A 23,083-nucleotide genomic window follows, 5' to 3' on the forward strand; every position below is an offset into this window, starting at 1 on the left:
TAAAAAAATCAAATTATGGGCATTTTAGATTTATTAGGGTTAGGTAGTAAAACCAACAATATTCAAGAGTTTATAGAAAAAGGAGCGATTATAATCGACGTTAGGACCAGTGGTGAATTTGCTTCAGGTCATATAAAAGGTTCTAAAAACATTCCTTTAGACAAAATACAAAGTAAGATTGAAGAAATTAAAAAATTCAACAAACCTGTCATTACTTGTTGTAGAAGCGGAATGAGAAGTGGTCAGGCAGCTTTAACTTTAAAACAACATGGTGTTGAATGTATTAATGGTGGCGGTTGGGATAATCTAGAAAAACAATTATAACTCTTAACAATTCAAAAAAAGGCTTCTGACAATGAAGCCTTTAGATTTTAAATTCATTTTCAGATTTTATCTCCTCTCCTTTATATTCAACTTTCCATCCTACAGAATGCGTCACCAAAAGTATTTTTGACAATTCGCTAATCAATCTATTTTGAGCATTGGATTTCAGTGTAGACTTTTCAATTTTCTTTGCTAAATCAAGCTTAACTTTTTTAGCTATATTATTAAAATCAGCTCCTGTAAACTCATTAAACTTGCTTTGTTCAATATCATAATACTGGATGTCAGGACTAATTTTTATTTCCTCTTTTGGAATAGAAACTATACGAATTGTTTTGTTTTCTTCATCTACTTCATATTTCATTTGGCGCAAATCATACATTACTGAAACATCTGAATTAGCCACAACAATCGCTTTTTTATCAAAAGAAACCAAACCTCCAAAATAACTATCTTTATCTTTAAACGTAAGAACTTGAGAATAATGACCTTCGGTAACTACTAACTTACCTACATTTTTTATTTGTTCTTGTATTAGATTAGAACCGTATTCTGTGGTGTTTTCTTTTTCACCTGAAAAATATTTATAAGTAAAAAAAGCCATTACCAAAAAAAGTAAGGCAAAAAATAATTTTTTATACAAGTTTATCATGCTCTTATTTTAAAACATAAAGATAAAAAAAAGAAGCTTCAAATACTGAAGCTTCAAAACCCAATCAAATTATATTCGATAAATATTTATGAAAAAAATTAGTGACTAAACATAAACCAAAAGTATATAGACATTCAATAACAACAATGCTACTATTACAAAAACAATCCCTATGAATTTGATATTAATTCTCATACAACTAGAATTGAATTTCAAATTTCAGGAAATTTATAATTAAAACAAATAGGTAGATTTACCTGTTTTTAAATCTAATGCTTTCGTTGCTCTTCTCTAAATCAAGAATTTTTAATTCTAAATTTTTTAAAAACTTTTGATGACTCTCTGAATTTGAATTAAAAGGTCTATGATGTAAAGCCTTTTGAATATCACATACTTTTTGCATTGTTGCAAATTCCTTTTCTTCAACAAAATTTTCAAAGAATTTTATCCAAATATAATCGATAGCAGTTGGATTAGGATGCAACATGTCTTCTGCATAAAAACGATAATCCCGAAGTTCATCCATCATAATTTCGTAGCTAGGAAAATAATTAGCAATAGATGACTTTTGATTAACAACATTATAAACAGCCAAAAGCAAATTGGCTTTACTCACTTGATTTTCAACAAAACCATCCTTGATATGTCTAACCGGCGATACTGTAAAAGTGAATTTAGCATTAGCATTTATAGAAGCTACCAGTTGAATTATATTTTGAATACTTTTTTCAACAATCTCTACAGATAGTAATTCTTTTGCAAACTGCTTTTGTGGTACTTTATGGCAATTGGCCACTATTTCTCCCGAAACAACATCTCGATATACCCAAGATGTTCCCAATGTTATAACAAAATGAGAGAACTCTTTTAATTGGGCATGAGTTTCATCTATCAATCGATTAAGATGATTTATAAAATCTTCTTTATCTAAATTGGAAAGTTCAGAATGCACTTCAAAGCAATGCCAAGCTTCGTTGTGATAAAAAATATCTTTTTCTGTAAAACATCTTTTTTCAACAACTCTACGAATTAATTTCTCAATCGATACGGCATTAAAAATTATTCCAAAAGGATTTACTTGATTCTTGAATTTGAAGTATTCGAATTTTTCTCCAATATTTTCTGCAAAACAAGAACCTATCAAAAAGATTTTAGATTTATAAAAAATAGGGAAATGACTTTTAACAAGAGGAACTTCTGTTCTAAATTGCATGTGTAAAGATATTTTCATCAAATTTACAAAATTTGATTTTGCCTAAACTTGTTTGACTTGATTTATCAATCGTATCGTTTTATTGTAAATCAATTTGTAAAACATAACTTCTATAAAGGATGTATATTTTTTATCTCCACATTCATACCACCAGTAAGATATATAATATCGATTATCCTTTTCCATTTTATTATACCAAACTTTTGAATGATTTAACTCAATAATTTTGGATTCTAAAATTTTATAACCATCTCCTGTCCAACAAATCATTGGTTTGTGAGAAGGAGTTTTTATATAGGTTAGTTTATTAGTTTCTGAGATTTTAAAGACTTCATCATTTACCCACTCTCCTTTTTCAATAGCATATTCTGAACTAATGTTCTCTAATAAATTAAAATTTTGAACTTTATACATTTCTAAAGAGGTAGTAAAAACTAAAACAAAAGCCGTTAGAATAGGAAACCAATTAATTTTATCATTTATTTTTTGCTCGGGATTTTGATTGGGTTTTATATAACGTATCAAGATCAACATTGGAAGAATTTGATATAATAAAAAACAAACCAAACCAACACTATGATGCAAAAGATTCTCCTGTGTGCAATCAAGCAAAACCAATGTAATAATTCTAAAAAAATTAGAAATGACATTGAGCACTGTTACTATGAAACAAAAAAATACGATTTGAACTATATTAAAATAACTCTTATTTTTTCTTTCCTCTATGGTAAGCAACGTCGCAGCTGCTAGAAAACCTGTCTTAAACATAGACAAGCCCATACAAGCGGTATCTATGGTTATTTTAGCATCATTTATATAAAAATTGACTCCTTCTATTTTATCAATTTGGATACTATTTTTCAATACCAAATAAACTCCTTGACATAATGCTTGCTTTATTTCTGAAGATAAGTGTTCGAAGAATTTATTAAAAAGCGAAGAAAACAATAACAAACAGATAAAAGCTATATAGGAAAACTTTTTTGTGAAACTGTAATAAACTAAACAGATGATAATACAAAGCGATAGAAAATGTAATGATTTAGTATGAAGTCTATAACTCACAAATTCAAACAAAACCAAAAACACCAGAAGTAGATAATGTATCTTCATCTTTGTATTTCTACCTCCAATAAAAAACAAAATCATTGAAAGCACAACTCCTATGAAATCATTTTCTAGAGCAAAAAAAAGCACTTTGTAATTCATTACCATTAGCAATGCTAGGATAAGAACCACAAAGGCTTTTTTATATTTAATTACGAATGTCATTAGGCAACTGAATTCTTTTTTTGTCTATTATAATAATACAAAAGCGTCAATGCTAATACTCCAATCAAAGCCCATTCATAAGGCTCTGGAACTGCTCCATCATTATTAATTGATGCATTACCCAGAGTATTTACATTTTTTTCAATTCCGTTATTTTCATAATCCTGATCTGTCTCCAATACAATCAAGGATGAAATTGGCGTGACAACATTAGCTTCTTTTGCCAAATCAACGAATTTATTATTTGCCAATGAATCCGATTGAATGTTTACTTGTTCGTCAAGTACTTTACCAAAAGCATACATTCTAAAGATATGATTTGAACCATTGCTTTTTGAGTTATCTGCTAATGGATTTTCCTCAATTGCAACATTAGCCACTTCAAGATTTACTTCATTTTCCTTTTTCTCAAATTCTTCAAATTGATTTTTAGCAATCAAGTCAAGACAATTACTTAGATCTGTTTGTAAAAAACCAACATACTTTTGTTCTTTAATCGTTTGCCAGAACGGATTTATTTCGTTTGAAATCGAAATAACCTTTATGTTTTTCTGTTTCGTTTTTGCTTTAACTTTTTTAAGGTAATTAGACTCTTCTAACTCTTCAAAATTAGCTGAGAACGTTCCGCATTTTGTCACCAGTAAACTATTATCTTTCAACTTATACAATGGAGGTAATGAATATTGCAATGATTGAAACTGATCAAAAACAACCTCATAATTCTCTTTATTTATTTCCCTCAATTCATTATTTAAAAAAGCATAGTATTTGTGATTAATATTATTTAAAATCATTTCTAAATCATTCTTTTCCCAATTACTATTTAAGTCTAAAACAATCATTTCTGGGACAAATGAAATTCGTTCTTTTTGGACTTTCTTCAAATTATAGATCTTATCCTTCCAAATAAAAGAATTATCAAATGCTTTATTATTTAATGGTAATACAGTTTCCCATTCATCAAGTCCTTTTGATTTATTGATATGAAAATTGTTAACCAATTCGAAATCTTTACTTGTTTCAAATGTATTATCCCCAACAATTTGTATTCTAGACAAAGTTTCTGCATTAGAAATATTTGGCCCTTTGATGTTTAAGCTGGAATATGTCATTTTAGAATCGAAAACTTTCAAAGGGGTGGTAAATCCACACTTAAAAGTCCTTGGTAATTCTCGAGTAATAGGAAAAACGCGAACTACAACCCTATTCCCTTCTTTCCATTGCATTAAGGAAGGGTCACGTGCCTCTACTCCTACAATTTGTTGATACGCTGCTTTAGCTTTCTCTTTAGTAGTCAATACCCCTTTTCGTTCTACCCCATTTACCCATAAAGAAAGTGAAGTTGCTACAGAACCTTCTGGAAGTTGAAATGAATAAATAGCTTCTTTATTACCCCAAGAATCTTCTTCACAAACAACATCCATAGTGATTTCAGTATAGGCTAATCGTTCATTGGCATATATCTTTACATCTTCCTTAATATTTTTTGTAACTAAGTCTTTACCGCTCCATAACTGCTCTTCTGTTTCTAGACGCTTATCGAAATTAGATTTCAAAATATTTATTCTATCATCCGCACTTAATGAAAGTTCGTCAAGAAACAAATAAGCAATGTTTACGATTGGATTATGTGTCTTTCTTTCATTGAACTGCTTATTCCCTAGTCCATCTAAACCTCTAAATTCAAAAAAACTACCACTTTCGATATAAACGATACCTTTTTTAAGTAGTATTTCATTGAAAAAATTAGGCTTAAGATTTTGTGATACTTTTATATAATTTGGCAAGTCAGTATCTGTATCAAAAGACTTTGTTATCAGATGGCTGTTTATCTTTGTATTTTCAATTGTTAACAATGCTACAAAAGTTACAATCCCAACTACTCCAAGCAAAAAACCTGAAGTAAACTGCAACATATTTTTTTTATCAATATGACTAGTATTAAATAACTTCTGAATATGCCAAAAACAAACAATTGCAGGTACTAAACCGTAAAAACCTAATCCTATAGCTAAAACACCTATAAAAGACAAAGGCATAAGAGGAATAAGATAGAACATAAAATAAACGATCATTAAAAATGTAAGTCCATTAACAAAATAAATTATTGGAGTTAAAGCCCTGTGTTTGTAATCATTGTAAATTAAAAAGTTAGACAAACAAAACACAAAAGTGATAATGTAAACCCATACTGGTAAATTCTCAAAAATGCATATCAAAACATTTGCTGAAAAACAGCCGATAAACCAGTTTAAAAATAAAAATGGAATAATATGATTATAGGTTCCCCTACCATACAAAATTTTAAAAATGAAATATACCCCATAAACTATTTCAATAATTATGGCTAAAAAACAAACAGATTCCATTCCTTGAATATCCAAATGAACTCCTAACAATGCAATCATTAAAAAACAAACACTCAATATAGTCACTGCTATACTGATATAAACCCCTTTCTTATTTAGAAAACCTTTTTTCATATTTAAAAATTAAAAGTACTTTGAATTACAAAGTTATTATTAATTTTAAATTGATCAATAATTTTGGAATAAAGTTTTCAAAAATTAATTATTATAATAAAAGTCAAAACTTTAAAAATATATACATTTAAGATAAGACAAATATTTAACGATTTCTTCACTCTTTTATTCCTTAATTTTGTTCATCCTCAAACAAAAGGACTTTCTTAAAAATATATGAAACTACTCTACAGTTACCTCAAAAAACATAAAGCTCTACTTTTTTTTGCCTTACTAATGGCCGCCATTAATATTTGTTTTAGCTTGAGTGATTCTATTATCACTGGTAAACTAATGCAAGATTGTGGTGTAGGAATTGCTAAATACAAAGGAAATGAAATAGGCTTTATCAAAGCAGTTGGATTCTGGCTTGGTCTTTCTTTAGGAGCAGCTATGATTTCACGTATTACAAAAAACTTCCAAGATTATTTCACCAATATTGTCATACAACGTACGGGTGCCGAAATGTATACAGATGGAATCAAAAAATCATTAGACTTGCCTTATATGGAGTTTGAAGACCAGCAAAGTGGTAAAACGTTAAGCATGCTTCAAAAAGTACGTTTGGACTCTGAAAAGCTGATCACTCTTTCTATATCTTTAATTTTTCAAACTATTATTGGGTTCATTTTTGTACTCGTCTATATTTCTAGAATTGATTATCGTATTGCTATTATTTTCATCTTAACTGCTCCTATCATAGCATACATCAGTTCTTTTTTAGGAAAGAAAATAAAAGCTGTATCCAGAAAAATTGTGCAACAAACCAATTCATTAGCTGGTTCTACCACTGAAAGCTTAAGAAATATTGAATTAGTAAAAAGTTTAGGATTAACACAACAAGAAGAAGGTCGATTAAACTTGAATACCTTAAAAATTTTACAACTAGAAATACAAAAAATTAGATTCATTCGAAGCTTGAGTTTTATACAAGGAACAACTGTTCACTTTATGCGTACTTGCATCGTTTTTACTTTATACTATTTCTTATTTAACAGTAAAATAGTTGTAGGTGATTTATTGACTATGGTCTTTTTCACCTTTTTCATTTTTAATCCATTACAAGAATTAGGAGCATTCATCATTGCCAAAAACGAAACCAAGGTGTCAATGGAAAACTTCGAAAAATTGCTAAGTGCTACCTCAGAATTTCGCCCTGATCAACCTAAAGACTTTGGCACAATTCAAACATTGACTTTTTCTGATGTAGAATTCCAACACAAGACAGCAAAACAACCAGCAGTAGAGAATATAAACTTCACTATCAAACAAGGTGAAACTGTAGCGTTTGTTGGACCATCAGGTGCCGGAAAAACCACATTAGTAAAACTTCTAGTTGGCTTATACCCCCCAGCAAAAGGTAACATATTATACAACAATATCGATTCTAAAGAAATAGATTTACTTGATTTACGTCAGCAATTAGGCTTTGTAACCCAAGATGCTCAATTATTTTCAGGAACGATTAAAGAGAATTTATTATTTGTAAAACCTGATGCAACGGACCAAGAATTATTAGATGCCTTGCATAAAGCCAGTTGTCAAAATTTACTAAAACGTGCCGAAAATGGTATAAACACTACTATAGGAGAAGGTGGAATAAAAGTATCTGGCGGAGAAAAACAAAGACTTTCAATTGCTCGAGCTATACTACGTCATCCTAATTTATTGATATTTGACGAAGCGACTTCTGCTTTAGACTCAATTACTGAAGAAGAAATCACCTCAACCATTAGAAATATTTCTGACGATGACAGAATTACGGTATTAATAGCACATCGTTTATCAACGATTATGCATGCTGACAAGATTTTTGTCTTAGAACAAGGTAAAATAATCGAACAAGGTAAACATGAAGACTTATTGGATGAAAAAGGTCTTTATTACGCGATGTGGAGACAACAAATAGGTGAACGAAAAAGTTCTGCTGTAGTTTAAAATAAAAAAAGCCCGAAACAATTTGTTTCGGGCTTTTTTATAAATTATTTTAATAGAAATGTTGTATTGTAGTTACAATACCACCAAAAGTTTCTGTTTCAGTTTTAGGATAATCATTTGACTCATATGTATATGAATACGTTGTCAATGGAGTTGTCGTTGAATTTTCAGTTAAAATATTATGATTTACTCCATTTACACTAGTATAAGCAAAACTTAACTTACTATATCCAACAACATTCTTGAAAGGATTATTTTTAGCATCATATGTATAAGTAATAGTTTCAATAAGTGAACCGTTTTCAAATTTTTCAATTTTAACTACTTCACCATTCGCAAAATAGATTTTCCCAGTCCCATCTAAATTAGTTTGTGAAACATCATCACCACTATAATAATTAACCGAAATTGTTCCATCTGCATTATAAGCATAAGTTTCTTTATGTCCCAAATCATCTAATGGCTCTATCGATGTCATTGAATTTATTCTACCATTTGAATCGTACGAATAACTATCTTCTTGTTCGATAGTCCCATTATTCAATTTATAAGTTAGCTTTGCAATGTTATCTCCATTATAAGTATAATAAACATCACTCTCTGGAGTGTCATCAATTGCGCTCACAATTTTATTACCATTATAAGTATAATTCCATGTTGAAACATTACCAGAATCATCCGTATGAATAGTTTTCTTCAACAAAACTGAACCAGCTGGATTTGTTGGATTAGTGGGATTCGTTGGGTTTGTGGGATTTGCGGGATTTGTAGAACTATCAGATGGCGGTATATTAGGCTCTATATCATGAGAACATGAATTTAACAAAAGTGTAAAAGCACCTAAAAAGTAGATTATTTTTTTCATATGGGGTATAATTTATTTTTTTGCGAATTAACAAAAAAAAGCTGAGAGTTGAACTCTCAACTTTTAAAATAATAAATCAGAAAATTTAGTTCTTATCATAAACTAAATTATTCATAGAAAAACTGTGTCGTATTATCTAACACTTGATTCCTATCATACATTTTTCTTTCTATTGGAAAAAACGACTCATTATAGGTAAATAATCTCTTATAACTTGATACAACTGTTGTCCAACTTCCACTTACATATTCATCTGCAGTACGCTTTATATTACCTAAATTCCCACTAGAAGTTGTTTCTACATTATCAAATAATTTTTTGTACCCTACTATATTTATAGTCGGATTCTTCTTAGAATTATATGTATACTCCTCCCATTTATCATTATATCTTCCTCCAGCAATAATTGGATAATCCGTATTTATTTGTGAAGATACAGTAGTCCCTGAAAAATAAACTGTCCCATCTGAAATTATAGTTTCCTGGCTATTTGATAAATTAATACTGAAAACTTCATAATCTGCTACCTCTTCATTACCATTAATAAGATGATGATCATATACCGTCTTCTTTTTAGCTGATAGAGTTCCTCCAGAGTATTCATACATTATAACTTGTGTGATCTTATCATTTTGATAAGTGTACTCTTTTTTTGATTTTAAAATTGCATTAGAGTATTTTTCAACTTTAGTAATTAAATCTCCAGTATATGTAAATTTAGTTTCATCATTGTTAGTACCATTAGTGGAAAGAATTTTATCTATTTTAAATCCAACATAGAAATAAGTATCAGTTGTTACAACACTTCCTTTTGTTGTAATGGTCTTTTTTAGCAAAACATTTCCTGACACATCCTCTGGTTCTTGAACGGCCACATCATCGCCTGACGAACATGAGTAAAGAACAAATAATAGAAAACTTAGTAGTAGTGTGATTTTTCTCATTTTATTTGGTTCAATTATAAATTGTTGTAAAGAAAAAATTCATTTTTTTAATCTGTAAAGAATAATATAAGCATTGTTATTTAGTAATAATATTCAAAAACATCTGAATAAGTATTTGATGTTGTATTTTTTTCAGTTATTTTAACTGGATAGTTCTCATTATTATAATCTAATTCATAGATTGTATGAGATAAATCATGAGACAGTAAGTTATTTTCAATACCTCCTGATTCAACAAACATCATCACTATTTTATTAAATCCTAAAATATTTTTAAAAGGGGTATACTTATTATCATATGTCATTAATTCAGTATACTGTATTGTTGAATATGATGAATCCCCATAAGTTTCTAATTTAAATACATTGCCATTTGAATTTAAATAATATTTATAGTATTCCGTTTCAATATTATTAATACTAATTGAAGTTATAGTGCCGTCAATATTGTGGGTGAAACTTTCTGATAAACTTAAATTTGAAGTTCCTCCCGAAACATTATACACTTTATATTCTGACAATTTATTTTCGGTATTATAAAAAAAAGTCCTATACTTTTTTAATATTCCAGATTGATAATAATCAATCCTCGTTATTAAATCATTATTATAGGTATATCTATCTTCCTTATCATTATTATAAATAACTTTATCTAATTTATCTCCTGAATAATTAAAATCTCCTATGACATAACTAATTGGCGAATTATAATCATAATGTTTAAACTGAATTGGCTTTATATTATTAGAAGGTGTTATTGGAGCTTCAACTATTAATGCATCATCACTAGAACAAGAAGTTAACAATAATGTTATAAAACTCATTAAAACAATAATCTTTCTCATTTATTACAACTTTAAAAATTTTAAGAATCTAAAAAAATATTACAAAAAAATCCTTTATATTTACTACTTAACAAATTCCACCGCTTTTTCCAGTGCTTCTTTGATTCCATCAACATTTTTACCACCAGCAGTTGCAAAGAATGGTTGACCACCGCCACCACCTTGGATGTATTTTCCAAGTTCGCGAACAACTTGTCCAGCGTTTAAGTTTTTGCTTGCTACTAATTCTTTAGAGACATAACACGTTAACATTGGTTTTCCTTCTTCAGCTGTAGCTAAAACTAAGAATAAATTAGTTTCGTTATTACCTAATTCATAAGCCAAATCTTTTGCTCCTTCAGGGTTTAAATCTACCTGAGTTGCTAAAAATTTAACTCCGTTTATTTCTTGTATTTGAGAAACTAATTCACCTTTAAGGTTTTTTGCTTTTTCTTTTAATAATTGCTCAATTTGTTTTTTCAATTTAGCGTTGTCGTCTTGTAAAGCAACAACAGCTTTCATTGTATCTTGAGGGTTTTTTAATACTTCTTTGATTTCAGCTAATGTGCTTTCTTGATTTTTATAGAAATCTTTCACAGCATCACCAGTAATTGCCTCAATACGACGAATACCCGCAGCTACAGCTCCCTCTGAAACAATTTTGAAATGCCAAATGTCAGCACTATTTTTCACGTGAATTCCTCCACATAACTCTTTACTATCTCCAAATTCAATCATACGAACATTATCGCCATATTTTTCACCAAACAACGCCATTGCACCTTTTTCTAATGCTTCTTTGATTGGGATATTTCTATGTTCTACTAATTGTAATTGTGCTTCAATTTGTGCATTTACGCTTGCTTCTACTTGACGTAATTCTTCATCCGTTACTTTAGAGAAGTGTGAAAAGTCGAAACGTAAATAATTTGGATTTACTAACGAACCTTTTTGTTCAACATGTGTTCCTAAAATTGTTCTTAAAGCCAAATGCATCAAATGCGTAGCAGAGTGATTTTTAGAAGTCGAAGTTCTTAAATCAGTATTTACTTTTGCTACAAATCCTGCTTCAACATTCTCAGGAAGTTGTTTTGCGAAATGCAATATTAAGTTGTTTTCTTTTTTCGTGTCGATAATTTCGATGGTTTCGTTAGCTGAAACTAATGTTCCTTTATCACCAACTTGTCCACCACCTTCTGGATAGAATGGCGTAGCGTCTAAAACGATTTGGTATAAAACACCATCCTTTTTAGAATCAACTTTACGGATTCTTGTGATTTTAACATTGTTTTCCGTTTGGTCATAACCAACAAATGTTTCTACGTTTCCTTCAATTAAAACTTTCCAGTCGTCAGTAGTTACTTCTGAAGCTGCACGAGAACGTGCTTTTTGTTTTTGTAATTCTGATTCAAATTCAGTTTCATTGAACGAATAACCTTTTTCTTTTAAAATTAAAGCCGTTAAGTCTTTCGGGAAACCAAAAGTATCATACAATTCAAATACTTTTTCTCCTGAAACTTCTTTTCCAGCTGTTTCAGCAACTACTTTATCTAATAATTGTAATCCTTGTTCTAAAGTTCGTAAGAAAGAAGCTTCTTCTTCACGGATTACATTGGTAACCAATTGTTGTTGCGATTTAATTTCAGGGAAAAATTCGCCCATTTGATTCGCTAACACTTCAACTAATTTATTAATGAAAGGTTCTTTAGTTCCTAAGAATGTAAATCCGTAACGAATAGCACGACGTAAAATTCTACGAATTACATAACCAGCGCCTGTATTTGATGGCAATTGTCCATCAGCAATAGCAAAAGCTACCGCACGAACGTGATCTACAATTACACGAATCGCAATATTCGTTTTGTTTTGCTCTTCTGATATGTTTTTTACTTCGTTTGAAGTGTATTTCAATCCTGTAATTTCCTCAACTTTCGCGATAAGCGGCGTGAAAACATCTGTATCATAATTTGAAGTTACGTTTTGCATTGCCATACACAAACGCTCAAATCCCATTCCGGTATCAACGTGTTGTGCAGGTAGTTTTTCTAACGAACCATCAGCTTTACGATTGAATTCCATGAAAACGTTGTTCCAAATTTCCACTACTTGCGGATGATCAGCATTAACTAAATCTCTTCCTGAAACAGCAGCACGTTCCGCATCGGTTCTTAAATCGATATGAATTTCTGAACAAGGACCACACGGACCTTGATCACCCATTTCCCAGAAGTTGTCTTTTTTATTTCCTAAGATGATTCGGTCTTCAGATACATATTGTTTCCAAATATCAAATGCTTCTTGGTCAAACGGAACATTCTCAGCAGGATTTCCTTCGAAAACTGAAACATACAAACGGTCTTTGTCTAACTTTAAAACTTCGGTAAGAAATTCCCAAGCCCAAGCCAATGCTTCTTTTTTGAAATAATCGCCAAAAGACCAGTTACCTAGCATTTCGAACATCGTGTGATGGTAAGTATCAAAACCTACATCTTCTAAATCATTGTGTTTTCCTGAAACACGAAGACATTTTTGCGTATCGGCTATTCTTGGGCTTTTTGGAGTTCCATTGCCTAAGAAGAATTCTTTGAATTGTGCCATTCCCGAGTTGTTGAACATTAGGGTTGGGTCGTCTTTAAGGACGATTGGCGCAGAAGGAACAATTAAATGGTCCTTACTTTTAAAAAAATCAAGGTATGCCTTACGAATGTCTTGTGATTTCATTATTTGGCTAATATTTTGTTACTTTGTAATAATCGTGTGCAAAAATAGTACATTTTTTAAAGAATGGGGAAAGTAAAATATTATTTCGATACTGAAAGTTTAGCCTACCGAAAAATAAAACCTAAAAAAGGAAGAAATTTAGGTTTTGCAGCACTTTTTTTACTTGCTTCTGCCTTGTTTGGTTTCTTATGTTTTTTTGTTCTTTCTAACAGCAAATATTTTGAGACACCTAAAGACAAAATTCAAGCAAGACAAATAGAAAATTTAAAACTTAACTACACTATTCTTAATCAAAAAATCAATGAATTAGATGAAGTATTGGCAAATGTCCAAGAACGTGACAAGAACATTTATAAAGTTTATTTCAATGCTACTTTATCTAAAATTGAAAAAGACAGTATTAATAGCAAAATAACCTTTAAGGAATTGCTAAAACTCAATAATGAGCAAATTATTGAAAAAACCAATGGCCGTGTTTCACAAATTTCTGAAGAATTAGCCAATCAATCTAAATCATTGGATGAGATTTTAAATCTGGCTAAGAAAAAAGAAAAATTTCTTTCCTCTATACCTGCTATTCAGCCTGTAAAAAATGAACATTTAAAACACATGGCTTCTGGTTTTGGGTACAGAAGTGATCCTTTTACCAAAGCAAGAAAAATGCACAAAGGAATGGACTTTACATCTCCCACTGGTACACCTGTTTACGCTACTGGAGACGGAGTTGTTCGAAGAGCAGATGCTGGAGCCTCAGGATTTGGAAACCATATTGTTATTACCCATGGATTTGGTTACGAAACACTATACGCACATTTGAGTCGCTACAACTGTAGACCAGGAAAAAGAGTAAAAAGAGGAGACGTAATTGGATTTGTAGGAAGCACAGGTCGAAGCCAAGCTCCTCATTTGCATTATGAAGTTCACAAAGGAGGAAAAGTAGCAAATCCAATTAACTTTTATTACGGAGACATTTCAGCAGTTGAGTATACCGCAATTGCTAAACTTGCAACGCAAGAAAATCAATCATTAGACTAATGCATATTAATCTTCCAGAAAAATTATACTATAGCATGGGCGAAATTGCCAAAGCTTTTAATGTAAATCAATCTTTAATTCGTTTTTGGGATAAAGAGTTTGACATTTTGAAACCAAAGAAAAATGCTAAAGGAAATAGAATGTTCACTCCTGAGGATGTAAAAAATCTTCAATTAATATATCATTTGGTAAAAGAAAGAGGTTTTACACTTGAAGGTGCCAAAATACATTTAAAAGAAGGTCAAAAAAAGACTTTAGATAAATTTGAGATTATAAAAAAACTCGAAAACATCAAAATTCAACTTACAAACATTAAAAACGAACTTTAATTTGTAACTTTTTCAAACTTATTACGTTTAATTATCAAATAAATTAACTTAAAAAAACAAAACGAATATGAGAAAATGGTTAATTCCTGTTGGAATAATTTTAGTAGTTGTATTTGCATTATACAGCTGGGCAAAAGGAGTAAACAATACTGCAGTAACTTTAAGCGAAGGCATTAAAGAATCATGGGGTAATGTTGAAACATCATACCAAAGAAGAAATGACCTAATTGGTAACTTAGTAAAAACTGTAAAAGGAGCCGCTGATTTTGAAAAATCAACTTTAGAAGCAGTAATCAAAGCAAGATCTGAAGCTACTTCTGTAAAAATTGACCCATCAAACATTACACCTGAGCAATTGGCACAGTTCAATCAAGCACAAGGAAACTTAAACAGCTCATTATCTAGACTTCTTGTTACTGTTGAACAATATCCTGATTTAAAAGCAAATCAAAACTTCTTAAAACTACAAGACGAACTAGCTAGTACTGAAAATCAAATCTTAACTGCTCGTACTCGTTTTAACGAAGCTGTAAAACCTTACAACACTCATATTAAAACTTTCCCTAATAGTTTATTAGCAGGAATGTTTGGCTTTACAGAGAAATCATATTTTGATGCAGTTGCCGGTGCAGAAAAACCAGTTGATGTAGAATTTAACTTTGACAACAAAGAAGATAAAAAATAATGTCTGTAACTGAAGATTTTCTAACAACACTTGAAGAACAAGAAATTGTTGACGCCATTCAAACGGCCGAAAAAAACACTTCGGGTGAAATTAGAGTCCACATAGAAGCACAAAATGAAAAACCTCCGTTCGAAAGAGCTCAGGAGGTTTTCTTTTCGCTTAACATGAATATGACTTTGGCCAGAAATGGAGTTCTTTTTTATGTAAATGTATCTAACAAATCATTTGTTATATTAGGTGACGAAGGTATAAACAAAGTTGTAGAAAGTGATTTTTGGGACTGTACAAAAGACATAGTACTTGAACATTTTAAAGAAAAAAAGTTCAAAGATGGATTAGTAGCTGGAATACTTAGAGCTGGAGAAAGGCTAAAAGCGTATTTCCCATTCCAAGCTGACGATACAAATGAATTACCTAACGAAATCTCTAAATCATAAATGATACAATTCGTATTAAGAATGGTAAAACTAATTGTAATGCTAACTGTTTTACTGTTACATTATGTTGGTTTTTCACAATACACAATTCCTGAAATTCCAAAATTTCAAACCAGTGTTTATGATTATGCCAATTTACTTCAAGAGAATGAAAAGCAACAGCTTGAAAACAAACTAATTAAATATTCTGACTCTACAACAACTCAAATCGTAGCCATTACTATTGATGATTTAAAAGGGGAAGACATAAGTCAACTGGCAACAAAGTGGGCACACACTTGGGGAATTGGTCAAGCTAAAGAAGACAATGGTATTTTAATTTTACTCTCAAAAAACGATAGAAAAATACACATAGTAAACGGTTATGGCATTGAAGATCGTATGACTGCTGGCATCACTGGTGAGATTGTTCGTGAAGTCATTATACCTGAATTCAAAGCTGGAAGCTACTACAACGGATTAGACAAAGGAGCCGATGCCATTTTCCAAGTTTTAAAAGGTAAATATAAAGGAGAAAGGAAAAAAGACAAAAGTGATGATGGTAGTGCTGGCGTATTCATAATCATTTTAATATTTATAGTTATTCTTATCATTTTATCAAGTCGTAATCGAAGAGGCGGCGGCGGAAGCGGTGGTCGATTTTCTGGACCTGACTTAGGAGACATCATTATTTTAAGTCGAATGGGTCGCGGCAGTGGAGGCGGATGGTCTTCTGGAGGTGGTTTTGGAGGAGGATCTGGCGGCTTTGGTGGCGGCTTTGGTGGCGGAGGATTCTCTGGTGGTGGTGCTGGCGGAAGTTGGTAAGTTGGATTTTAGATAACTGATATATAGATAAGCCAACAATTCTTGAGATACCAATCAAATAAATAATAATTTAGTTAACTTCGCAATTCCAAAAATATTTTTATGAGAAAACTTTATGCACTCCTTTTTTTCAGTTTAACACTTTTCAGTCAAAATAGAACAATTGACAACACATTTAATCCTTCAGAAACAGGAATATTTCAACAAAATATTGGTAGAAACGGCGTTTTACTTCCTAATGGCAAAATTCTAACCGTCTATCATCAAATTGATGGTTACTCTGACGGAAAAGTAATTTTATTAAACTCTGATGGAAGTATTGATAATTCATTTAGTTGCCCAGCAAGTGTTGTAAATGTAAACAATAGTGCAGATTATAAAATATATGCAAAAAATGATGGAAGTTTCTTAACCCTATTAGGTTATAGTGACTCTTCAGGCAATAATTTCAGTCTTAAATCCTTTACATCTACAGGGTCATTAGTTAGTAATTTCACCTCTCCTCAATTTAGTGGAAGTCCAGCTGGTACTGCGGTTGCAATCAATAAAATAATTTATCAAAATGATGGAAAAATAATAATCGTAGGGAGATTTAACAATGTTAATGGTACAGCTTCAAAAAACATAGTTCGATTAAACAATAACGGAACTATTGACACCACATTCAATATTGGTAGTAGTTTTTCCGACAGCTATGGAAATAATATTGTCAACTCAATTGTAATTCAAAATGATGGAAAATATATAGTTTGTGGAGCATTCACAAGCTACCGAGGTACAGCTAGATACTGTATTGCAAGAATAAATACAGACGGAAGTATCGATACAACATTTAATGTTGTTCGCACGCTTGATTCTATTTCTAGCGTAACAAATGGATTTGACGGTCAAATAAAAGATGTAAAAATACAATCTAATGGTAAAATTATTGTTGTTGGCAGTAATTACAGAACAAATTATAATATTGTTTCCAAAACTGTAGTACGATTAAATGCGGATGGTACTAGGGATACTTCTTTTATACATACAAATCCAAGTTCAATATCTTATGAATATTGCCAGATACAAAACGACGGAAAAATATTATTGAATAATGGTGCTTATACTGGAAGTATCATAAAAAGAATCAATACCAATGGAAGCAATGACAATACGTTTAATTACACCAACAACACTACACTTTTAGGATGGGATGAAGCTATATATCTTCAAGGAACAAAACTACTAGTTAATGGTAATTATTCTGGGACAAATGGATTAACTAGAAACGGTTTACATAGAATAAATACAGATGGTAGTTTAGATTTAACATTTAACCCTCAAGCTGGACCTAATTCTTCATATATTAACAACTTTAATAATATTACTTTTTCTACCATTGATTTAAAATCTAAAGTCTTATTAGATGAAAAAATACTTTTGATTGGAAACTTCACCTCATTTAATGACATTCCTTGCAGAAGTCTCTGTAGATTAAATCAAAATGGTGATTTTGATTCAAGTTTTCAATTAGATAACTCTGTAAAAATTATTCCCTCACAAAATAGTAATACAAAAATCGTTTTACATCAAAATGACGGCAAAATCCTATTAGCATTTAATAATCCTTCATGGGCATATGTTAGTAACGTAAGCAAAGAAATTATAAGATTAAACAGTAATGGTACTTTAGACAATACATTTAATTTTAATTCTACTTCTTGTGGCATTAAAGATTTAAAACTACTGAATGACGGAAAAATATTAGCAACTGGAAGTGGCAGTTTCTTTAAAAATTCTACCAATTATAAATTGGTTAAATTAAACGCAAACGGTACAATAGATACAGATTTCAACTCAGCTTTATTTCCTAATGTCCCTTCATCAATTGACATACAATCTGACAATAAAATAATTGTTTCATTCAATGGTAACGCTAGTAGTGCTTATAATTACAAACCAATTATTAGACTTAATGCTGATGGCACACTAGATTCAAGTTTTGATTCAACTTTACATCTTGGAAAAAAATTCCATAATATTAAATGCTTGCCAGACAACAAACTTCTTATAAGCTATGTACTTAGCGGTTTTAGCGACAGCAACCCTTTTTTAGGAAGATTAAATGCAGATTTAACAGTTGATGCAACATTTACCATATTTGAAAGCAAAAATACTATTAATCCAAAATTTTTATTGAACAATAAAATTATTTTCTCTGCTAAAACACCAGGCTCTACAGTGACCAAAATGTATATTTTAAATGAAAATGGTGTATTAGAAAGTTCTTTTGCTCCTTTCACTTCTTCAATATCTAATTTTGATATTCAAAATTGTAATAATGTTATTATAAGCGGTAATTTCAATTTATTCGAAAATGTAATAAAAAATAATATTATAAGATATGGTGAGCCATTGACTCCATTAACACCAAGTCCATCTGGCGATATCTATCAATCATTCTCAAATGGGCAAACACTAAATAATTTAATTGTAACTGGTACTAATATAACGTGGTATTCAACACCATCAGCTTGTGCAATAAATAATAATATAACATCTAAAAACTTTATGGAAGTGAACTCTATACTTCCAAATTCAACTTTATTAGAAAACAATTATACTTATTACGCCTCTCAAACAATAAACAATATTGAAAGTAGTTACAGGCTACCTGTTACTGTATATACTAATTTGGGCACAGATAGCTTTACATTTAATAATTTTAAATTATTCCCTAACCCAGTTAAAGATATTCTAACTTTAACTAATGACTCTCAAATTGATAAAATCGAGATTTTCAATCAAATTGGTCAGAATATATTAATTGAAAAACCTGAAACAGAAAGCACTTCAGTTAATTTATCAAAATATAGTAAAGGCATATATTTTATAAAAATTTATTCTAACAATAAGAGTATCATAAGAAAAATAATTAAAGATTAAGCCATAATTACCTCACCTTGCTTCTAATCACAAAATAATGCAATAGCGTTGGAAAGAAACGTTTAAGATAAACACCAAGCGTTTCTTTTCTTCCTATATATACTTCAAATTTTTCTTTTTCAATAGCTTTTACCATTCTTTGCGCAAAAACAGAAACTGGTAATCCATTTTTTGTTGCCTCATCATCTGTAGTTTGTTTTGAACCATCGGCTGTTAAGGCATTTTTAGCCACATTGGTTTGAATAAACCCAGGACAAACCATGGTGACATTTATTCCATCTTTTTGATGCTCCATTCGCATCACATCAAAAAAACCATGCAAAGCATGCTTTGCTCCACAATAACCAGATCGATAAGGGGAACCAAATTTCCCCATTAAACTTGTTACAACGACAAAATGTCCTGATTGATTTTGAATGAAGTGCGACAAAATAGCTTTGGCTAATGCCACATTGGCTAAATAATCTACTTCAATTAGCTTTTTATCTACTTCAAAGCTTGTTTCTGCAATCAAAGAGCGCTGACTAATTCCTCCATTACAAATTAAAACATCAATTTTTTCAAACAATGCTATTGCCTTAGTCACATTACTTTCAGCATTATCAAAATCTGACAAATCAAATGGAAAAACTTCAGCTGAGGAATTACAATTGGCTTTTACTCTTTCTAATTCGGTTACATTTCGTCCAGAAAGAATAAGTCTACAATTCTTTTTTGCTAATTCATAGGCTAAACCCTCTCCTATTCCTGAAGAAGCACCTGTAATCCAAACAACTTTATTATTTACTTCCATAGTATGCAATATAACTATTTTAACTTCTCAAATCTCATTAAACACCTTAAAAATAAACGTCTTTTTCCTGAACAAAATCAGTCCTTTCACTTGCAACCCAGAGCATTAAAAAATCAAAATTTGTAATATATAAAATTGATAATCAATCACTTATTACAAACTAAAATTATTAAAACATGAAAAGAATTTTTAAAGGCACATTAAAAGGGCAACTATGTGAAGATTGTCTAGAATATATTGCCAATGCGGAGGTATTACTATATCTCCCATACCGAAAAGAAGTTGCAAATAGCGCTGTCGCTAATCCAAAAGAGACCTTTCATTTAGTTACTCCAGAAGAAGCTAAACTTAGGGAGAATCTTCTTATTGCAAAAACAGTAGCTGATGAAAATGGAAATTTTGAATTTAGCATTGATGAAAAATATGCTAATTCTGCTTTTGACATCGATTTTGTTTGTGGAACCGTTCCTCCTAAAATTCCAAAACCAAAGAGAACAGAGCCTCTTCAATTTCACATTACCACTCTAGCCATGGAATGGAGGATGGATGAGTCACAAGATTACATCTTTTTTAAATGGGAATACGAGATTTCATATAAATTCTGGTGCTACATTAGAGGACATTATTTTGATGCTTGGGTGATTTGTGGTCGATTAGTAAACTGCAAAACAAATACACCTATTGCTAATGCAAAAGTAACAGCTTTTGACGCCGATTTTTTAACCGATGACAACTTAGGAACTGCTACTACGGATAGCAACGGACATTTTAGAATTGATTATTCATCTATAAAATTCAAACAAACTTTTTTGTCTCCTTTAATCAATGTTGAAACTGATCCAGGTTTACCTTTAACATTTCAAAGTGGCCCAGATGTTTATTTTAAAGCAGAAATAGCAGGTACAACTCTAATTGATGAAACTAGAGCAAATGCGCGAAAAAACGTTAGTTACTGTCTATGTGTGAAATTGTGTTCTGAGGTAAATGTTGTAAATCCTGAAGATCCTAATTTCCCAAGTGCTTGGACAGGAATTGGAAATGCTTTTAGCGCTTCTTATGGAACAAACAGCTATGATTTTGATATTGATGGTTATGCTGGATCAGGAAAAAATGCATTATTTGGCACAATTCGCCTTACTGGTCAAGCCGCTTTAAAATCAGCATCAGGCAACCCAATTGAATATCGCTTTTTAATAAGTGACATCACCACTCCAAATGGAAGTCCAAGCCCTGCAACTTCAAATTTCACTAAAATAGTTGGAGTGACTCCAAATTTATTTGCACCAAGCGTGGTTTCTAAATTAACTCGAAAAGTGTATTCTCCAATAAATAATGAGATTTTTGTAACCAGTGACCAAAGTGATTTTGATAGTCAAGGATGGTTTGATGTAAACCATGCGATAGAGAGAGCTCTAATCAATGCTGGTCTAACTTTGGCCGACTTAAATTTATATAATATTATTGAAGAAGACACACTTATTTCATTAAATACAACAGCATTAACTACTGCTCCAAATGTTCCTGGCACAATTAATCCAGGGCAAGCAATACCAGCTGCAAATAAAATTCCAATTGAAAAATTTGCTATTCGATTTGAAATAAGAGAAGTAGTAAACAAACCATTAAGTCAATTTAATGTTGTTCCCGGAAATGGAAAAACACTAAACTCGGTTATTATGAATAATAATCCTGTGGTATTAAAATTATCTATTGCCGAATTAGAAACCAATGGTTTATGTACTCCTATCAATGGAACTTTACATGCTAAATACACAGTTTACCATCCACATCTTACTTCATCTTCATTGCACTTAAGAAACAATAGCAATACTGTTAACAGAGCAATAACTGATGGAATTGTTCCTTTGAGTAGCAACACTAACCCAGCAATAGATGAAAGAACGAACAATAGTTGTCAATTAAACAACCCTCCTAACGATATGACTCGCTGTACATATATTCTTAAGTTATATGCAAGAGCTAGAATGCACAATGGAGATGTTGCTCTATCCGATAGCGGACCAGTTGAACAGATTTTTTTCTATGATGTATAACATTAATTTTAAAAGCAGCTATTTCAGCTGCTTTTTTACTTTTTGTTAATTCTCAGGTAGCAACAAATCACTAAAAACAATTAAATCAAAAAAGGGGAAAAAACCCTATCAAAAAGAGCATAATTCCTTGAATTATTTTTTGGCACCTATCTCATCTTTGCATAGTACAATTAGAAAATTAACTAAAACATAAATGAAAAACATTTTAACAACAGCAGTTCTAATATTAATTGGGGGATTAATGACTGCGCAAACAAATTACAATAGTGAAAAAGAAAGTGAAACTAAAAAATGGACTTGGTCTCATTCAAATTTAGGTAACGGAATAAGTCTAAATTATTTTTTTGAAAAAGATCAAACGTACGAAGTAACTTTTTGGGTTAAAACATCTTCAAATGTTTCTAAACCAAACAAAAAAGTGTTACAATCTTCAATTAATATTAGAACAGCTTCCAATGTAGCGTATAATGAATTTGAATACACACTTCCAGAATTTTCAGAGTATAGCGAAGTCGTTTGGTCACAAAAAGCTGGAGAAAAATTTAATCAATGGCAGCAAAAGAAAATTTATTTTACACCAAAATACAACAACTTACAATTATGGCTATTCCCTTTAATGACCGCTAACGCAAATGACAATGGAGGAGCAAGGCTGGAAATGGAGGTCGACAAAATTATTATTAGAAAAAGTTCAGGCAAACATGTTGGATTGTCTTCGTTATAAAAAAAAAGCAGCTATTTAAGCT

General features: G+C 30.9%; 19 protein-coding genes. 10 read left to right on the forward strand and 9 right to left on the reverse strand.

Annotated elements, in window-relative coordinates:
• Positions 1–15: 15 nt before the first annotated feature.
• Positions 16–324 carry a rhodanese-like domain-containing protein gene (locus BUC09_RS06995; RefSeq protein WP_073310017.1) on the forward strand — a complete coding sequence of 103 codons (309 nt, stop codon included), beginning with the start codon at positions 16–18 and terminating at the stop codon, positions 322–324.
• A gap of 40 nt (positions 325–364) precedes the next feature.
• Here the strand turns inward: BUC09_RS06995 and BUC09_RS07000 are convergent, their stop codons facing one another.
• The 4 genes from BUC09_RS07000 to BUC09_RS07015 all read right to left on the reverse strand — a co-directional run bounded on the left by BUC09_RS07000 (position 365) and on the right by BUC09_RS07015 (position 5,944).
• Positions 365–928, reverse strand: a complete 564-nt coding sequence (locus BUC09_RS07000) for a DUF4230 domain-containing protein (RefSeq protein ID WP_234972528.1) — start codon at positions 926–928, stop codon at positions 365–367.
• 301 nt (positions 929–1,229) lie between these two features.
• Positions 1,230–2,207 (reverse strand): GSCFA domain-containing protein, encoded by a 978-nt coding sequence (locus BUC09_RS07005; RefSeq protein WP_394333000.1) that lies wholly within the window; start codon positions 2,205–2,207, stop codon positions 1,230–1,232.
• 24 nt (positions 2,208–2,231) lie between these two features.
• A complete protein-coding gene (gene xrtN, locus BUC09_RS07010) occupies positions 2,232–3,461 on the reverse strand; it encodes an exosortase N (protein WP_073310023.1) in 1,230 nt (409 codons plus the stop codon).
• A complete protein-coding gene (locus BUC09_RS07015) occupies positions 3,461–5,944 on the reverse strand; it encodes an XrtN system VIT domain-containing protein (RefSeq protein WP_073310025.1) in 2,484 nt (827 codons plus the stop codon). Before BUC09_RS07015 ends, xrtN begins: the two co-directional genes overlap by 1 nt.
• A gap of 216 nt (positions 5,945–6,160) precedes the next feature.
• On the opposite strand from BUC09_RS07015, the gene BUC09_RS07020 reads away from it, so the two are divergent.
• Positions 6,161–7,921, forward strand: a complete 1,761-nt coding sequence (locus BUC09_RS07020; RefSeq protein WP_073310027.1) for an ABC transporter ATP-binding protein — start codon at positions 6,161–6,163, stop codon at positions 7,919–7,921.
• 49 nt (positions 7,922–7,970) lie between these two features.
• Here the strand turns inward: BUC09_RS07020 and BUC09_RS07025 are convergent, their stop codons facing one another.
• The 4 genes from BUC09_RS07025 to alaS form a co-directional block, all read right to left on the reverse strand.
• Positions 7,971–8,786 carry a hypothetical protein gene (locus BUC09_RS07025; RefSeq protein ID WP_073310029.1) on the reverse strand — a complete coding sequence of 272 codons (816 nt, stop codon included), beginning with the start codon at positions 8,784–8,786 and terminating at the stop codon, positions 7,971–7,973.
• A 107-nt stretch (positions 8,787–8,893) separates the two neighbouring features.
• Positions 8,894–9,730: a hypothetical protein gene (locus BUC09_RS07030; RefSeq protein WP_143161878.1), complete on the reverse strand. Its 837-nt coding sequence runs from the start codon at positions 9,728–9,730 to the stop codon at positions 8,894–8,896.
• A gap of 80 nt (positions 9,731–9,810) precedes the next feature.
• Positions 9,811–10,575 carry a hypothetical protein gene (locus BUC09_RS07035; protein ID WP_073310032.1) on the reverse strand — a complete coding sequence of 255 codons (765 nt, stop codon included), beginning with the start codon at positions 10,573–10,575 and terminating at the stop codon, positions 9,811–9,813.
• 63 nt (positions 10,576–10,638) lie between these two features.
• The gene (gene alaS, locus BUC09_RS07040) at positions 10,639–13,275 is read right to left on the reverse strand and encodes an alanine--tRNA ligase (protein ID WP_073310033.1); all 2,637 of its coding nucleotides are present in this window, start codon (positions 13,273–13,275) and stop codon (positions 10,639–10,641) included.
• Between the two features lie 63 nt (positions 13,276–13,338).
• On the opposite strand from alaS, the gene BUC09_RS07045 reads away from it, so the two are divergent.
• The 6 genes from BUC09_RS07045 (at position 13,339) to BUC09_RS07070 (ending at position 19,490) form a co-directional block, all read left to right on the forward strand.
• Entirely contained in the window at positions 13,339–14,310 is a 972-nt protein-coding gene (locus tag BUC09_RS07045; protein ID WP_073310034.1) for a M23 family metallopeptidase, read from the forward strand.
• Positions 14,310–14,639: a MerR family transcriptional regulator gene (locus BUC09_RS07050; RefSeq protein ID WP_073310035.1), complete on the forward strand. Its 330-nt coding sequence runs from the start codon at positions 14,310–14,312 to the stop codon at positions 14,637–14,639. The genes BUC09_RS07045 and BUC09_RS07050 overlap by 1 nt, the downstream gene beginning before the upstream one ends.
• Positions 14,640–14,706: 67 nt before the next feature.
• Complete coding sequence (locus BUC09_RS07055) at positions 14,707–15,324, forward strand: LemA family protein (RefSeq protein ID WP_073310036.1); 618 nt, start codon at positions 14,707–14,709, stop codon at positions 15,322–15,324.
• Positions 15,324–15,761 carry a TPM domain-containing protein gene (locus BUC09_RS07060; protein ID WP_073310037.1) on the forward strand — a complete coding sequence of 146 codons (438 nt, stop codon included), beginning with the start codon at positions 15,324–15,326 and terminating at the stop codon, positions 15,759–15,761. The genes BUC09_RS07055 and BUC09_RS07060 overlap by 1 nt, the downstream gene beginning before the upstream one ends.
• Positions 15,762–16,565: a TPM domain-containing protein gene (locus BUC09_RS07065; RefSeq protein WP_073310038.1), complete on the forward strand. Its 804-nt coding sequence runs from the start codon at positions 15,762–15,764 to the stop codon at positions 16,563–16,565.
• 102 nt (positions 16,566–16,667) lie between these two features.
• A complete protein-coding gene (locus tag BUC09_RS07070; protein ID WP_073310040.1) occupies positions 16,668–19,490 on the forward strand; it encodes a T9SS type A sorting domain-containing protein in 2,823 nt (940 codons plus the stop codon).
• A gap of 7 nt (positions 19,491–19,497) precedes the next feature.
• On the opposite strand, the gene BUC09_RS07075 is transcribed toward BUC09_RS07070, so the two are convergent.
• Entirely contained in the window at positions 19,498–20,283 is a 786-nt protein-coding gene (locus BUC09_RS07075; RefSeq protein WP_073310041.1) for an SDR family oxidoreductase, read from the reverse strand.
• Between the two features lie 176 nt (positions 20,284–20,459).
• Here BUC09_RS07075 and BUC09_RS07080 point away from each other — a divergent pair, with 176 nt between their 5' ends.
• Positions 20,460–22,337: a transthyretin-like family protein gene (locus BUC09_RS07080; RefSeq protein WP_073310042.1), complete on the forward strand. Its 1,878-nt coding sequence runs from the start codon at positions 20,460–20,462 to the stop codon at positions 22,335–22,337.
• A gap of 193 nt (positions 22,338–22,530) precedes the next feature.
• Positions 22,531–23,061 carry a hypothetical protein gene (locus BUC09_RS07085; RefSeq protein WP_073310043.1) on the forward strand — a complete coding sequence of 177 codons (531 nt, stop codon included), beginning with the start codon at positions 22,531–22,533 and terminating at the stop codon, positions 23,059–23,061.
• Positions 23,062–23,083 lie beyond the last annotated feature (22 nt).

Source organism: Flavobacterium terrae (assembly GCF_900142035.1).
Lineage (GTDB): Bacteria > Bacteroidota > Bacteroidia > Flavobacteriales > Flavobacteriaceae > Flavobacterium > Flavobacterium terrae.